The sequence below is a fragment of the Halothermothrix orenii H 168 genome, from assembly GCF_000020485.1.
Lineage (GTDB): Bacteria > Bacillota > Halanaerobiia > Halanaerobiales > Halothermotrichaceae > Halothermothrix > Halothermothrix orenii.
Window position 1 is genome coordinate 2,496,645 of record NC_011899.1, and the last position, 14,710, is coordinate 2,511,354.

Genomic DNA, 14,710 nt, shown 5'->3' on the forward strand with positions numbered 1-14,710 from the left:
CATTATACCATGCCTTTCTTATTTATAAAATTATAATGTATTAAAGACACTCTTCCATACCATTCCTATGCAATATCTCCCTTATCTCCTTAACCTCCTGGGCTCTTTTCTTATCACAAATAAGAATGGCATCCCTGGTATTTACAATTACTATATCCTTCAATCCAATAGTGGTTACTACTTTATCTTCACTGTGAATTATTGAGTTTTTGGTATCTATACCATAGTGTTTTCCCAGGACAACATTACCATCTTTATCTACTTTCTTAACTCTCTCTAAAGCCGGCCAGCTTCCCAGGTCATCCCAGCCGAAATCACCGGGGATAACATAAATATCACTGGCCTTTTCCATAATACCATAGTCGATAGAAATACCTTCAAGCTCTTTAAACTCTTCCCTGACAACCTTATCTTCCAGATCTGTTCCCAGGGCCTGTCTAATTCGTTCCATGGCTTTACTGAGTTCGGGCATGTGTTTTTCTATCTTATCCTGGATAGTCTCCACCCTCCAGACAAACATCCCGCTGTTCCAGAGGTAGGTTCCCTCTTCCAGAAATTCTCTGGCTGTATCCAGGTCGGGTTTTTCAGTAAACTCCTTAACCTGATAAACCCTGTCCTCGTCTATGGTATGAAGAAGTTCTCCGAAGTGGATATAACCATATCCTGTCTCCGGATGGGTCGGCTCTATCCCGATGGTAACAAGATTCGGTCCGACGGCCGCTGTCATTACCGCTTTTTGTAAAATATTTATAAACCTTTCTTTGTTTTTGATAAGATGATCAGCCGGTAACACAACCATGGTGGATCCCGGGAATTTCTTCTCTATATATAATGAAGCCAGTCCAATACACGCAGCTGTATCCCTTTTATATGGTTCTATTATAATGTTTTCTTCAGGAACTTCAGGAAGCTGTTTTTTTATGGCCTCTTTATAACTTTCATTGGTAGCTATAAATACCTTATCCGGTGGCACCAGTTCTTTTATCCGCTCTACCGTCTCCTGGAGCATGGTCTTCTGGTCATCAGTCAGTTTTAGAAACTGCTTTGGCCTATTGCTCCGGCTTAAGGGCCAGAAACGGGTCCCTTCGCCACCGGCCATTATCAATGCTGTTACCATCTGGTTTGCACCCTTCCTAATTTTCTTCTTCCTTTAAAAATTCACGTAAGAAAACCACAAATACACCTATCATAAATGCCAGAATGCCTGCTATAGCCATATTAAGTCTGGCTCTGTTCCCCAGGGGTCTTGCCGGGGGTACTGCCCTTGCTATAAACTTGACATCACTGGTTTTCTGGGCTTCAGTTATCCGGGCCTCTTCATATTTAGCAGCCAGCATCTCATAGGTTTTTTGTATATCATTAACCCTCTGTTCAAGCTGTTTTTCAATAATCCTGTTTCGTCCTATAAATGTCTGAAGCTTTTTAACCTCTTCTTCAAGGCTGTCTCTGGCTTCTCTGTAAAAGGCCAGTTGATTCTGTAAATGATCCAGCTCTATTCTGGTGTTAATCAAATCATTTCTCAGGTTACGGTAACTTAAAGCTTCTTTTTCATATAGCTTACGGTAGTGAGCTACATCTGCCTCCAGGTTGTCCATTTCTTGCTCCCAGCTGTGGAGCTTGACCTGAAGTTGTTTTAATTCTTCAGTTTCAACCTTAATAAGTTTTTCATAATGGGCTATTTCCTGAGGCAGGCTTTCCACCTGTATTGTAGCATTAGTCAGTCTCTTTTTCAACTGACTATATATGGGGTGTACGTGTCAAGAAAAGGTAGGAAGAATATTTCACCTCAAACAACCCATAAATATTTATTCTAAATAGTTGCCAGTCCTCTTATTGCTTTTACCCAATCTTTACCGCTATCTGGACCATTTATTGCAGGTATTTTTGCCTGTAACCACTTACTCCAATCCCTGTCCACTTTCTTAAACATATATTTTATTTTCCTTACCGGGTTTTTTATTGTGTAATACTGATCTCCAAGTCTTTCTTTTAATTCCTTGTTATGTTTTAACATTAAAATTCTAGCCATTGCCTCAGCACCTTTTTTGCTCCAATTCATTCCCTGGTTCTTCATCCTGCGAGCCACATTCTTATCCACATAGCCCTCAGCTGCTCCCATCCCATGTAATTCTTTATTCCTTAATTCTGTTGGTATTCGATATCTGTAATCTAATAAGTGCTCTTCATACTTTTTAAAATGCTTTATTATTTTCCTCCTCTTTTCTCGGTTTTCAGCTGTTTCTCCCATACATATTAACGATTCCAATGTGTCCAGAAATACCTGCTTTCTTCCTTCTGCTAATACCCTGCATAAATCATCTGCAACTTCTCTTCCAAAGTATAATCCTATATCTCTTTTTATATGATACCTATCCAGTTGTACTATTATATTTTCAAAGTATTCCTTACTGGTCTTTTGTATCCAGCTGGCACCGTCCCCGTTTAATACTACTAAAGTGTTTTCAAGATTATATTTTTTGCTTATTTGATGGATTAATTCTTCATAAAAGTCATCTGCTTTTCCATAGACTCCTGCTACTATTTGTGGCTCCTTCAATCTCTTCCGTTTTTTTGCTGGACTAGTGTATTCCCAGCCCTCATGGATTAATCCCAGTTTGATTTCCAGCTTCTTTCCTCCTTCTTCCTGACTACCAACCATTATCCCGTCAGCTTCAATGAATAGTAGTGGTATTTCTTTTTCCTCTCCTTTTAAAATCTTACCTCCAGTGAATACTTCCTCTTTTTCATGTTTGAGTCTCTCTGACTCCCTTTTTCCAAAATCCCTGACTTCATTAAAGATAGTTGTATGGCTTAAATGGGGAAAACCGGCTTCAGCCAGTACTTCCTCCACTTGCCTGTAGCTCATCTTACTTGCCAGTATTACCAGCAGTTTTAGGTATTCTCCACTTACTCTTTTTTTCTTTTTTAACCCCAGTTTTTTGTCCAGTAAAATGACGCTTTTTCCTGTTTTTTGGTCTTTATATAGTCGCCTTCTAAGCTTGATGTTTCCAACTTTAGTCGATATCGTTCTTTCTAAAAATCTTACTACTTCTAAATTTTTATCTTTATTTTTAAATAGCTCTTCTTCAAGCTTTTCTATTACCTTCTCCATTATCTGCCTTGCAAGTTCCAGTGCTGCCTTCTCCAAGGTATTGATATCTGTTATGTTTTGTAGTAAAATATTTACCATAGAGACCTCAACTCCTTTGGTCGGGTTTGTTTGAGGTCTCTATTTCTTTATCTATACCTTGTTTTCCTTCTTTTCCTACTTAAATTTTACACGTTCTATATGGGGTTTATAATCTCATCAGTAAGCCTCAAATCTTTAAGGGCCTTTATTTCTTCAGGTGTAAATACCTTCTCCCAGAAGACATCATCTGTCAGTGACCTTTCAAGCTCCCAGGTGGAAGGTTCATTCTCAAGCAGGGAGTTGATCCTATCTATTTCAACCTGCCTTGTTTTCAGTTTATTCTCCAGTGAAGCCAGTTTTTGATAATAATTCTTAAGAAGTTTTCTTTTAACCTCTATCTCTTCTTTTAAAAGATCAAGGTCATGATCCTTAAAAAAATTCATCAGTTCTGCCTGGCTTGCCAGGTATTTATTCCGGGCCTCAACAATCGGGATATCATCCTGACTGGTGTTGTTTTCTCCCAGTTCTCCAAGCCACTCTCCCTTATCTTCCTGTTCCTTTACCATATCCTTAAAATGATTATATTCAGCCTGGACCGAACCCAGGTCTGTTTTTATTTCTAATAATTTGTCAGAATACTCCCGTAATCTTTTTTCCTTAACCTCTAGTTCTATTTCAACAAGGCCAGGACGGGTTTGCTCCCTGAACTCCTCCAGTTTATTCTGGACTTCATTCAGTTTTTCCCTGGTATCATTAAACTGTTCCTCAATTACCAGGCTTATTTCCCTGACTTCTCCCTTCCTGATCTTCCTGGTTGCCTCCATAAAAAGTTCGGCCCAGGTGTTGGCAATTTTACTGGCCAATTCAGGTTTCTTGCTTTTAACTTTGAGGACAATCAGGGGGGCCTCAAGGGAATCTCTTCTGTTAGGATTACTACCTGTTAAGATCTCAATTGACATTTTATCTCCTAAATCGGAGGTAGTATATGATTCACCGTCTATATTGTTTAGTTTAAGTTTTTCAATAATATCAGCTTTCATGGTATCAGTCATAGCCAGGTTTTTATAGGTATCGAGGGGTAAAGTAGCCACCTCCAGTGACGTCTTGTAGGTAGGAGGTATGATTAAGAGGGTAGCTCTGGCCTCGTAAACCGGGGAGGTAAAAAGCTTAAAATAAACCCCGGTTATAAGGAGGGCTATAACCATCAGGCCCAGAATTAGATACCGTCCTTTCCATAAGACCCTGATATATTCCCTTAAATCTATTTCATATTCATCATAATTTCTCTTTTCTTCCACCTGAATTTTCAACCCTTTCTGCATATTATACTACCTGCAAATCATCATTCCTTCATAAATTCCCTGAAAAAAACAATGAAAACTCCCATCATTAATCCTAAAATACCGGCAATGACTACATTTAACTTTATATTGGGGCTAACCGGGTTTTCCGGAACATAGGGGCTGCTTATAACTTCCAACGGCCTTAAGGTTAATAACTCTCTCTCCAGCCTGTTTTTATCTTTAACCAGGCCCCTTTTATAGGTTAAGAGAGAATCGAGGTTATTATCAAGGCTGTTTAACAGGACATATTTCTCTACAGCCGGTAAATCACGGTTATTAAGCTTTTCTATCCCTTCCTCCACCGAACCGATCCGCTGGTTAATCTCGTCAAGTTCAGTAATTATCCCCTGTAAATATGTTTCTTTATGATTAACAACCTTCCGGTAATACTTATCTGATTTTTCCTGTGCTTTTACGATTAACCCCTCTAAAATATCAAAGGCTAACCGGGGTTCAGTATGGCTAACCTTGATTTCAAGCATACTGGTTTCCCTGACATGGTTAACCTTTATATTATTACTGGCAAAAGTATGTAATTCTGACATGGTATATTCCCGGTTTACACCCTCCATTACCCCTTTGAGTAAGGAAGGGCTTTTAATAAGTCGGGCCATACTGGCCGGCCTGCTGTATATACCATCGGTACTGGTAAGCCTGATAACAGCTTCAGTCTCATAAACGGGATTAATAAGAAAATAGCTGGCCAGTCCCACGAGGAGAATCGCTATCCCCATCAGGGAAATAACCAACCATCTGCCAGCCCATAGAACCTTTATGTATTCCCTAAGATCAATCTCATATTCCTCATAATACCTGACTTCCTCCAACAGTCCCACCCTTTCCTCCGTTATCTGGCGCCATGCCCGAAAATTACTACATATATAGTTTTTAAAATAATTTTAAAATCAAGCCACAGACTCTGATTGGATATGTACAGTAAATCAAGCCTCAACTTCTGATGGGGTTTTATATCATAACCCCCGTTAACCTGGGCCAGTCCGGTTAAGCCAGGCTTGACAAGAAGACGGTTTTTAAAACCGGGGTGTTCCCTCTCAAATTTCTCTACAAAGAGTGGCCTTTCGGGACGGGGCCCGACCAGGGACATCTCCCCTTTAAGAACATTCCATAACTGAGGTAACTCATCGAGACGGGTTTTACGGATAAACTTCCCAACCCGGGTTACCCGGTTATCATCTTTTCTGGCCCATACAGCCCCGGTCCTGGCCTCGGCATTATTAACCATGGAACGGAATTTAAATATCAGATACTCTTTGCCACCCTTACCCACTCTTACCTGACTGTAGATAATGGGACCGGGGCTATCGAGTTTGATGGCAATAGCCACCAGCAACATTACCGGTGAAGCCAGAATTAGACCGGTTGCAGAAGCTAATATATCAATTATTCTTTTAGTAATTAAATAGACAGGGGATGGGTTGTATCCCTTAATCCGGTAACCCTTCTTTTTCTTATTTTTGCCTTCAACTTGCCTCTCATAAGTTTCCCAGGCCCCGGCTAAACTCTCCTGGTAATTATTGGCCATTTTTCTCCCCCCTGTCTTTAAAAATTTCGTTAAAAACCCGGAAATATAAAACCTTCAATTATTTTTATTCGACAAAAGTGATAGTAATCCTCCATAGTTTCTATTACATTTTTACATTTAATAATTTCCAGTTTATAATTATATACAATCTGTGTATATTTGGCAAGGGATTTTTGTCGTCATTTTATATTATATGGAAATTATTATACCCGAAATGTGACAGGTGAACATTAACACACCTGCAGCCCTGTTCAATTTTTACAAAAGTTTCAGGTAATCATTGTCAGTATTTACCATGTATACAAATTTAATAATTTACAGCAAAGAGGCTGCCTCTTTATCTATAATCAGGGTTACCTCGGGGTGGGTCTGGAGCAATGAAGCCGGTACTTTAGTGCTGACATAGCCGCTTACAGTCTCCTTTATGGCCCTGGCCTTATTCCTGCCACTGGCAAGAAGAATAATCCGTCTCGCTTTAAGTATGGTTGCCATCCCTACTGAGATAGCCTTGCGGGGAACATCATCAGGGGAATCAAAGAACCGGCTATTGGCCTGGATGGTCTCCTCAGTCAGATCCACCAGGTGGGTGGTTACATTGAGACGCTCATCGGGTTCATTAAACCCGATATGGCCGTTGGGGCCAATCCCCAGTATTTGAAGGTCAATCCCCCCGGACCGCCTTATTTTTTCTTCATAATCCTGACACTCTGCCTCGACATCACCGGCCATCCCATCTGGTATATGGGTCCTGGCAGGATGTATATTGACATGTTTAAAAAAGTTTTCCTTCATATAATAATGGTAACTCTGGGGGGCCTCCGGGGGAAGGTTATAATATTCATCGAGGTTAAAGGTAGTAACCTCTGAAAAATCTATCTCCCCCTCTTTATACATCTCAGCAAGCTCCTGATACATCCCGATGGGGGTACTCCCTGTGGCCAGCCCCAGGACACTATCGGGTTTTAAGATAACCTGGCTTGCTACCAGTAAAGCCGCTTTTTTACTCATCTCCCGGTAATTTTCTTCTATAAGAACCCTCATTATCCTACCTCCCTGATTAAAATTTAATGTAAATTTAACATTTGATTTCTCCATCTACAAAAACCTTGTTTACTTTAAGTTCTTTATCAAGTAAAACCATATCAGCCCGGTAGCCGGGGGCAATACTACCTATCTCATCAGCGACCCCCAGAAGCCGGGCCGGGTTTGAAGTTATCATGGCAATAACCCGGTGGAGGGGAAGGTCACTTATCTTTACAATATTGCTGAGGGCCCTGTCCAGAGTCAAAATGCTTCCCGCCAGGGTACCATCCTCTAGACGGGCTGAATCCTCTTTAACTATAACCTTCTGTCCTCCCAGTTCGTAGGTGCCATCCTCTAAAGTAGTAGCCTCCATCTGATCGGTAACCAGGATAATATCCTCCCAGTCCTTTGCTTTGAACACCAGGTTAAGGGCAGCTGGATGGATATGGATTAAATCGGCGATAAGCTCACAGGTCAGATCTGTAGTTAGTACCGCCCCCACTATACCCGGTCTCCGGTGGTGTAACCCTGTCATGGCGTTAAAGAGATGGGTGGCGTGACTTATTCCCCACTCCCGGGCTCTAATGACATCATCATAACTGGCGGCAGAATGGCCGACCGACGCCACAATACCATTTTCCCTTAAAAACTCCACTAACTTCCTGGCCCCTTCCCTTTCTGGAGCCAGGGTCACAACTTTAACAACATCTGTATAATCCTTTAAAAATGATATAGCCGGTTCCTTAATGGCCTCCCTGGCCTGGCAACCACGGTACCCGGGACTGATAAAGGGGCTTTCCATATAAACACCCAAAATTTTTGCTCCCTCTACCCCTTTTGCCCGGGCTTGCCTTACAGCATCCAGGGCCTTTGTGATCCTCTCCTCCGGCATGGCCATTGTCGTCGGTGTAAAGGAAGTAACCCCGGTCCGGACGATGGCCTTTGAATAATTGTTGAGGGCTTCATAGTTGCCGTCCATGGTATCATAACCTGCCGCTCCATGAGTATGGATATCAATAAAACCCGGCGCAAGGTAATTCCCCTCCCCATCAATAACCTCAAGGCCATTAACTTTTAACCCTTCAACTTCTTCCTCAGCAATTATCTTCTCAATCCTATCTTCAAAAAGGACCGCTTTCCCGGTAAAAATCCCTTCTATTGTAACCAGTTTAATATTTTTAAGTGCTTTCAAAGATGTATCCCTCCTGTCGGTCACCCTTCTTTAAAATTAAATTTTAATTTAAATTTATACTCATCACTGCGGTAATGAGCCCTGGTATATTCAATTGGGGTTTTGCTGGAAAGATAGGTAGTCTGGCAAAACTTAAGGCCCATTGACCCTTCTTCCACTTTAAGTTTCTCAGCTATCCCATCTATTAAAAGGACGGGCTCAACGGTGGCTTCAGCCTTTTTCATATTGTAATGATACTTCTCCCTTAAGATGGTGTAAAGGGAGCTCCCCTCAAGTTCAGTCCGCTTCAGGTCCGGACAGAGCTTGACCGGTAGATAAGATTCCTCCAGGAGAAAGGGTTTATCTTCAACAAGCCTGAGCCTGGTAAGGGAGTAGACCTTCTCTCCGGGTGATAACTTCAGGTGTTGTGCTAGTTCATCATCTGCCTCTTTCATCTCCCAGTCGATAATGATGGTTTTTGCTCTGAGGCCCTGGGCCTTCATCTCGGCCGAAAAGCTGGCCAGGGGGGAGATAGTCCGGCTCTTTTTCTTCCGGGCGACAAAAGTACCCTTTCCCTTCTCCCGGTAGAGGTAATTCTCCTGCACAAGCTGTTCAATGGCCTTATGAACAGTCATCCGGCTGATATCATGATATTCGGCCAGCTCCCGCTCTGAGGGTATCCGGTCACCTGGTTTAAGGCTTCCCTCTTTAATAGCCCTGATTAACAGGTCCTTAAGCTGGTAATAAAGGGGGATGGGGCTATTTTTATTAACCGGTGGCATTTCTTTCAGGTTATTCATTCTCATGGCCTCCTTTTCTCTTTAAATAAGTGGATTTAATAATAAAAATTTACAATAATAGATTTTTAATGGCATCTTAAAACCAGGCACTGTGAAAAACTCTGTTATAGCTATACTCTTTTATGGTTATACCTTTCCCTGGAGAACAAGTATTATTATGGTGGAATAGATAACATGTGGACTATACCACTATAAATATATATTCTCTTTTCCTTTAAATATTCCTTTATTTTTTATACATATGTAGATTTCTTTATTTTACCAGTAATTGAGCCCGTATAATTGAACACAATCACCCTCAAGGTTCAGACAGGACTGGCCCAACCTCTCATTGGAAATTGGAGGGCCAGTGAGACGGAAGTCATCATCCGGTTTTGAGACCAGGGAAATTATTAGTAAAAATGGCTAATATTTTTTATCAACCTCATAATACTGGCAGCGGTACTTTCCAACCAGGTTTCTGTATACTTGAGGGCCTCTTTTAAGGTAACAGGCCTTTCCATGATACTGAAGATGGCATCAATTCCCTCTTCAAGGACCAGGTCAGCATCATCTCCCAGGGTGCCCGCTATACCAATAACCGGAATACCCCTCTCCTTTGCCTTCCGGGCCACTCCGATGGGCGTCTTTCCGGTTATGGTCTGTCCATCGATTTTACCCTCCCCGGTAATAACCAGGTCTACCCCATTTAATTTATCGGTAAAGTGGTTGGCTTCCATAACAATCTCCACTCCGGATCTCAATTCAGCCCCGGTAAAGGCCACAAGGCCTGCTCCTAAACCACCGGCTGCTCCGGCTCCCGGTATCGACTGGAGGTCGATTCCCAGTTCCCGCTTAACGATAATGGCAAAATGTTTTAAATTTCTATCCAGCTCTTCAACCATTTCCGGGTCGGCCCCCTTCTGGGGAGCATAAACATAAGCCGCTCCATCCGGACCATATAAGGGGTTATTCACATCACAGGCCACCTTGATATCAACCCCTTTAATCCTGGAATCAAGGGCACTTAAGTCAATTTTTTCAAGCCTTGCCAGTTCAATCCCTCCAGAGCCGAGTTCCCGGCCCCTGCTGTCACGAAAACTGACCCCCAGGGCCTGGGCCATTCCCATCCCTCCATCATTGGTGGCACTACCTCCGATACCAATAATGAGTTCTTTAACACCCTTATCCAGGGCTGCTTTTATCAACTCCCCTGTTCCATATGTAGTGGTTTTACCGGGGTCAGCCTGTTCAGGTGGCACCAGAGGCAGGCCAGAGGCAGTAGCCATTTCAATTACAGCAGTTTCGCCACTCCCCAGAAGCCCATAACAGGCTTTGACTTTATCCCCCAGGGGACCTGTTACCTCTTCATAGACTATCTCTCCCCCGGTGGCATCTACCAGGGAACGGACCGTCCCTTCACCACCATCGGCCATCGGGACTTTTATTATCTCAGCCCCGGGAATTACCTTTTTGATACCCCTTTCAATACTCTCCGCCACTTCCAGAGCTGTTAAGCTCCCTTTAAAGGAATCAGGAGCAATTAAGACTTTCATATAATACACCTCCAGCTTAATAAAATGGATAAAATGAACCAGGCACCACTGAAGGATGCCTGGTAATCATTCATATTATTCATTGGTTACTCTAAAAACCGCTTATACTCTTTCATGTATAAATCAAAGGCACTGTCCCTGATGAGGGGTTCCTGCTTTCGTTCCCTCTCAATCAACTCCAGGTCAAGTTCGGCGAGGAAAACACCCTCCCCGTCATCAGCTTCCTGTATAATTTCACCCCGGGGGTTAACAACCATACTATTACCACAAAAATGGGAATTGGGGGTTTTGCCAGCACTGTTAACAGCCACTGTAAACAGCTGATTATCCTGGGCCCGGGCCCTGGTTCTTAATTTTAGCAGATATTCATAACCTTTAGGTATCGCTGAGGGAATAAATATTATTTGAGCCCCTTTTCTAGCCAGAATGCGGAACATCTCTCCAAATCCATGGTCATAACATGTCGCCAGACCAATCTTTACCCCGTTTACGTTAAATACAGGAAACTCAGTACCCCTTTTAAAGTAAGTAAATTCTGCCGGGTAAACATGTACCTTGCGGTATTTACCTGTATAGTCACCCTTTTTATCAATAACAAAGGTGGTATTATATAGAATTTCCCCGACATTTTTATCCCTTTCAACCATATTCCCAATAATAGCCGTTTTATACATCCGGGCGTATTCACTGAATATTTCTGTAGTCCTTCCTGGAATTTTCTCTGCCAGAGAATAGTAGTCATCTCCTACAATATCAAGGTCATAACCTGTTGTAAATAATTCCGGGAAAATAAGTATATCAGCCCGGTCTCCATATTCCGCAATATAAGTTAAGGCCTGTTTAATGTTACCTTCTTTATCAGCCAGTTTGCTTGCCATCTGGACAGCACCAATAACAACTTTTTCCATAATCACTACCCCTTTACAGTCAGGTAATTTTATAATATAGAATAGTATCAATTGATTTTTGAACAGAATCCCGGAAAGTCAGGACAAATGGCCTGATTCAGTTAAACAACTTTCCTTTGCTAATTTTAATCTATGCTGATAATATTCAACAATATATTCATAAACCCTTTTATCTACTCTGGCCTGATTTAGGGCATATCCTATTTCTCTTAGTTCCTCATCAATTTTATCCATAGCCTCTTTATATCCTTCTTCATCCTTCCTGTACAGGGTCAGGTATTTTTTCCTTGTCAGGACCACCGAAAGCCTGGCCTCTAAAGCGGCTCGCCTGTAGCTGGTAACATCTCCCCGGGCCTGATGATATTCAGCTTCAAGCTCTGCCAGTTCTACTAATGACAGGTTAGTGGCTTTATCCAGCTTATTTTTAAGGCTTTCCACCCGTTTCATAGACTGATTAAGTTTCTCCTCTACTCTCTGAAGCCGGATTTTCTCTTTTTCAATATCCTCTTTTTCTACAATTGGCAGGGATTTATATTGACTGAAGTCAGTCTGTGCAGACCTGTTTTCTATAATTTCTGTCTCCCCTGCCCTGCCGGTATCAAGAATATTACTGGACTCAAGTACCATCTTTATTGTTTTTATCTCTCTGGGTTTTACATTTATTGATAGTTCATTACTTCTATCAATAGATATTTTCTCTTCAACTTCTTCGTTAAGGTTAGCATAATAAGCTTTACTACAATCAAGGGAGGTAGTTAATGTCCCTGATACCTCCTTATCCCCTGTGTTGAAAAGCCTTAAAATAAGACCTTCTCCATCTTCGGATCTCTTTATTGCAGTAACCTGCAGGGCATTATCAGGACTGTGTAGTTTAATAAAGTAGTTCTCAGGTGGTAAAACTCCTTCATGTTGCTCTGTTTTGATAACCAGCAGCTCATTATTATAGTCCCGGGCCTGATGGTATACCTCTCCCTGGAGGCAATCACCCTTGTGGAAATACAGGGAATACTCAAAGGTCATCTCCCTTAAACACTGGGCATCAGGGGTATAGATTACGGGTCCGGCATCACCAACCCTTGTCAGTAAATCTCCCCTGGCCAACCAGCCTACTGACCTGAAGAGGGTCAGGGCAATAATATTATCCTCCGGCAGTATCTCGTATTCAGGTAAACCTTTATTTAAAACTGCCACTCCTTTATCTCCATCATTAATATCTACAAAATAGCACTGGGGAAAGGTTGTAATTGGTTCTGATTCCCGGGCCCCGATGATGATTCTTTTGACATTATCCGGTATCTCACTATCATCACTGACCCCGGGGTAAATTTCATGCCTGGTAATATCAAACTGGGTTCCGGCATATGAATATTTACTATCAATTCCTGTGGGAAATAATACCCGTAACCGGTGATCTTTAACTGTGTTTTTCACCTCTGTCTTAAACTCAATTCGAGGAGAGTTGGCCTTTACCTTCACCCAGTTTACTACAGGAAGGTCAAGTAGCTCTTCAGACCTTGTCTTCCTGTCTTCACTCAGGGAAGCGGGTAATTTCATAACCTGACTAATTTTGATTGTAGCTACTAAAGGCCCTGCCTCGACAATTTCTATATCTGCTTTTTGATTTCTGGTGGTTATCTTGAGGTCATTTTCAGGATAAGAATAATTATAGGTATCTCCAGCATCGGCATCATCAACAAAAACACCGAGGCCACTGTAATGTTCCTGGTTTACCTTATCAAAAACATTTAAACTACCATCACTTTCTATCTCTATAGCCAGGTATTTATTTTCAATCCAGTTATCTTTAACCACCAGCCGGTCATAGTCTCCAGTGTAATTGGCAGCATTAAAGCTATCAGAACCCTCATCCAGATAAATGGTTTTATACCCTGTGGCGGGAATATCATCTAGATAAACATAGTGGTTACCCCCGGTTCCCTTCTGAGTGGGTAAAGCCTTCCCGGTGGAGTCAGTTACAATACAGTTATCCCCGGTTGAATCTAAGCTGACTACCCCTCCCCGTCCCGATGGGAAAGTATTAAAGACCACAAATGGCTGCTTTTCGTCATCTTTGATTTCTGTCTTTATATTTAAAGTTAATTCTTCCACTCCTCTTTCAGTCAACCTCCGGCTTATAGAGTAGGCCCTGGCCAATCTCTCTTCCATATCTGTATGTACATCATCAATACTGACACCACAGATACTATCATGAGGATGGTTTTTGAGTAGAGTTTTCCATGCCTCTAAGAAGGTATCATCTTCATAGTTTCCGCCCATAAGCCAGGATAAGGCTGATAAAGGTTCAGCATAATTTGTAAGCTCCCTCTGACAGCGGTCATTTTTCAATTTGAGGTACATCCTGGCTGAGAGAATACCCGGAAATACTGAAATATAACGCCCGCTATAAAGAGCTCCTTCCAATACCTTTAAATCCGGATTTTCTTTGCTAATGGCATCAATATATTCAGGGGGAGTACTCTGTTTAGCCCTGATACCCTCCAGAGATAAATTCTCCAGTTCAGGTAAAATGTTGTCCGGTATCATCTCCTGGTCATAACCATTCATTAAAAGAACATTAGAAGTTGTGGCAAAGGGACTGATTTTATTAACTTCATTTTCAATCCGTTCTTTGAACATCTCCTTATATTCGGCCAGCCTCATGGCATTACGATAACTGCTGAGGAAATATACTGAGACCATTTCCGTGCCGTCAGGGCTTTTCCACATAAATTCAGAGTCAATATCAGTCGGAGGCATTTCCACACCTCGCCACAGGAAAAGCCCTTTCAGGCCGAAGAGTTTATGAATCTGGGGAGCCTGGGAAATCTGACCGAAATTATCCAATAACCAACCTGTTTTCATTACTCCCCCCAGCTCATTCCCAACTTTATGTCCGATTAATAGGTTTCTAACCAGTGATTCTTCACTTAATAACTGCCAGTCTGGTTGAAGATAATACGGACCTATTATTATCTGCCCTTTTTTAACGTATTTTTTTAATTTCTCTTTATACTTGCTGCTATTTTTACCCTGTTTCTCAAGTTCAGCCAGATAATCTTCTACCATCAGGGTCTGTCCATCCAGTATAAATCTATAATCCTCTTCTTTTTCAAGCATATCAAATAACGAGTCAAAAAAAGGTACCAGCCATTCATTGGTATATTTACTATTTAAAAACCATTCCCGATCCCAGTGGGTATGAGAAATTATGTGTGCATTTGTTACCTCAGGCATTTTTTTCATCCTTTCTATCTATC

12 protein-coding genes are annotated in these 14,710 nt (G+C 41.8%); all 12 read right to left on the bottom strand.

Annotation, left to right across the window (positions count from 1 at the left end; translation table 11 throughout):
- Positions 1 to 40: 40 nt before the first annotated feature.
- The 12 genes from HORE_RS11845 to HORE_RS11900 all read right to left on the bottom strand — a co-directional run bounded on the left by HORE_RS11845 (position 41) and on the right by HORE_RS11900 (position 14,687).
- Positions 41 to 1,117 (bottom strand): mannose-1-phosphate guanylyltransferase, encoded by a 1,077-nt coding sequence (locus HORE_RS11845; RefSeq protein ID WP_015924000.1) that lies wholly within the window; start codon positions 1,115 to 1,117, stop codon positions 41 to 43.
- Between the two features lie 16 nt (positions 1,118 to 1,133).
- Positions 1,134 to 1,733, bottom strand: coding sequence for a GNVR domain-containing protein (locus HORE_RS11850; protein ID WP_015924001.1), 600 nt, complete (start codon positions 1,731 to 1,733; stop codon positions 1,134 to 1,136).
- Positions 1,734 to 1,810: 77 nt separating this feature from the next.
- The gene (locus HORE_RS11855; RefSeq protein WP_012635658.1) at positions 1,811 to 3,190 is read right to left on the bottom strand and encodes an ISLre2-like element ISHor2 family transposase; all 1,380 of its coding nucleotides are present in this window, start codon (positions 3,188 to 3,190) and stop codon (positions 1,811 to 1,813) included.
- A 95-nt stretch (positions 3,191 to 3,285) separates the two neighbouring features.
- Positions 3,286 to 4,452, bottom strand: a complete 1,167-nt coding sequence (locus HORE_RS11860; protein WP_041606149.1) for a GumC family protein — start codon at positions 4,450 to 4,452, stop codon at positions 3,286 to 3,288.
- A 20-nt stretch (positions 4,453 to 4,472) separates the two neighbouring features.
- Positions 4,473 to 5,309, bottom strand: a complete 837-nt coding sequence (locus HORE_RS11865; RefSeq protein WP_015924003.1) for a YveK family protein — start codon at positions 5,307 to 5,309, stop codon at positions 4,473 to 4,475.
- A gap of 11 nt (positions 5,310 to 5,320) precedes the next feature.
- A complete protein-coding gene (locus HORE_RS11870; RefSeq protein ID WP_015924004.1) occupies positions 5,321 to 6,016 on the bottom strand; it encodes a sugar transferase in 696 nt (231 codons plus the stop codon).
- Between the two features lie 315 nt (positions 6,017 to 6,331).
- Positions 6,332 to 7,057: a glucosamine-6-phosphate deaminase gene (gene nagB / locus HORE_RS11875; protein ID WP_015924005.1), complete on the bottom strand. Its 726-nt coding sequence runs from the start codon at positions 7,055 to 7,057 to the stop codon at positions 6,332 to 6,334.
- A gap of 34 nt (positions 7,058 to 7,091) precedes the next feature.
- Positions 7,092 to 8,231, bottom strand: a complete 1,140-nt coding sequence (nagA, locus tag HORE_RS11880; protein WP_015924006.1) for an N-acetylglucosamine-6-phosphate deacetylase — start codon at positions 8,229 to 8,231, stop codon at positions 7,092 to 7,094.
- Between the two features lie 20 nt (positions 8,232 to 8,251).
- Positions 8,252 to 9,010, bottom strand: a complete 759-nt coding sequence (locus HORE_RS11885) for a GntR family transcriptional regulator (RefSeq protein ID WP_015924007.1) — start codon at positions 9,008 to 9,010, stop codon at positions 8,252 to 8,254.
- 392 nt (positions 9,011 to 9,402) lie between these two features.
- On the bottom strand, positions 9,403 to 10,545 hold the full coding sequence (locus HORE_RS11890) for a glycerate kinase (protein WP_015924008.1): 1,143 nt from the start codon (positions 10,543 to 10,545) through the stop codon (positions 9,403 to 9,405).
- Positions 10,546 to 10,631: 86 nt separating this feature from the next.
- Positions 10,632 to 11,453, bottom strand: a complete 822-nt coding sequence (locus HORE_RS11895) for a carbon-nitrogen hydrolase family protein (protein ID WP_015924009.1) — start codon at positions 11,451 to 11,453, stop codon at positions 10,632 to 10,634.
- Between the two features lie 78 nt (positions 11,454 to 11,531).
- Positions 11,532 to 14,687 carry an alpha-mannosidase gene (locus HORE_RS11900; protein ID WP_041606152.1) on the bottom strand — a complete coding sequence of 1,052 codons (3,156 nt, stop codon included), beginning with the start codon at positions 14,685 to 14,687 and terminating at the stop codon, positions 11,532 to 11,534.
- Positions 14,688 to 14,710: the final 23 nt, after the last annotated feature.

Excerpts from the sequence above, each read along its gene's own strand:
- HORE_RS11860 (WP_041606149.1), bottom strand. The coding sequence starts at position 4,452 with ATGCAGAAAGGGTTGAAAATTCAGGTGGAAGAAAAGAGAAATTATGAT.
- nagB (WP_015924005.1), bottom strand. The coding sequence starts at position 7,057 with ATGAGGGTTCTTATAGAAGAAAATTACCGGGAGATGAGTAAAAAAGCG.
- HORE_RS11885 (WP_015924007.1), bottom strand. The coding sequence starts at position 9,010 with ATGAATAACCTGAAAGAAATGCCACCGGTTAATAAAAATAGCCCCATC.
- HORE_RS11855 (WP_012635658.1), bottom strand. The coding sequence starts at position 3,190 with ATGGTAAATATTTTACTACAAAACATAACAGATATCAATACCTTGGAG.
- HORE_RS11900 (WP_041606152.1), bottom strand. The coding sequence starts at position 14,687 with ATGCCTGAGGTAACAAATGCACACATAATTTCTCATACCCACTGGGAT.
- HORE_RS11890 (WP_015924008.1), bottom strand. The coding sequence starts at position 10,545 with ATGAAAGTCTTAATTGCTCCTGATTCCTTTAAAGGGAGCTTAACAGCT.
- HORE_RS11845 (WP_015924000.1), bottom strand. The coding sequence starts at position 1,117 with ATGGTAACAGCATTGATAATGGCCGGTGGCGAAGGGACCCGTTTCTGG.
- HORE_RS11895 (WP_015924009.1), bottom strand. The coding sequence starts at position 11,453 with ATGGAAAAAGTTGTTATTGGTGCTGTCCAGATGGCAAGCAAACTGGCT.
- HORE_RS11870 (WP_015924004.1), bottom strand. The coding sequence starts at position 6,016 with ATGGCCAATAATTACCAGGAGAGTTTAGCCGGGGCCTGGGAAACTTAT.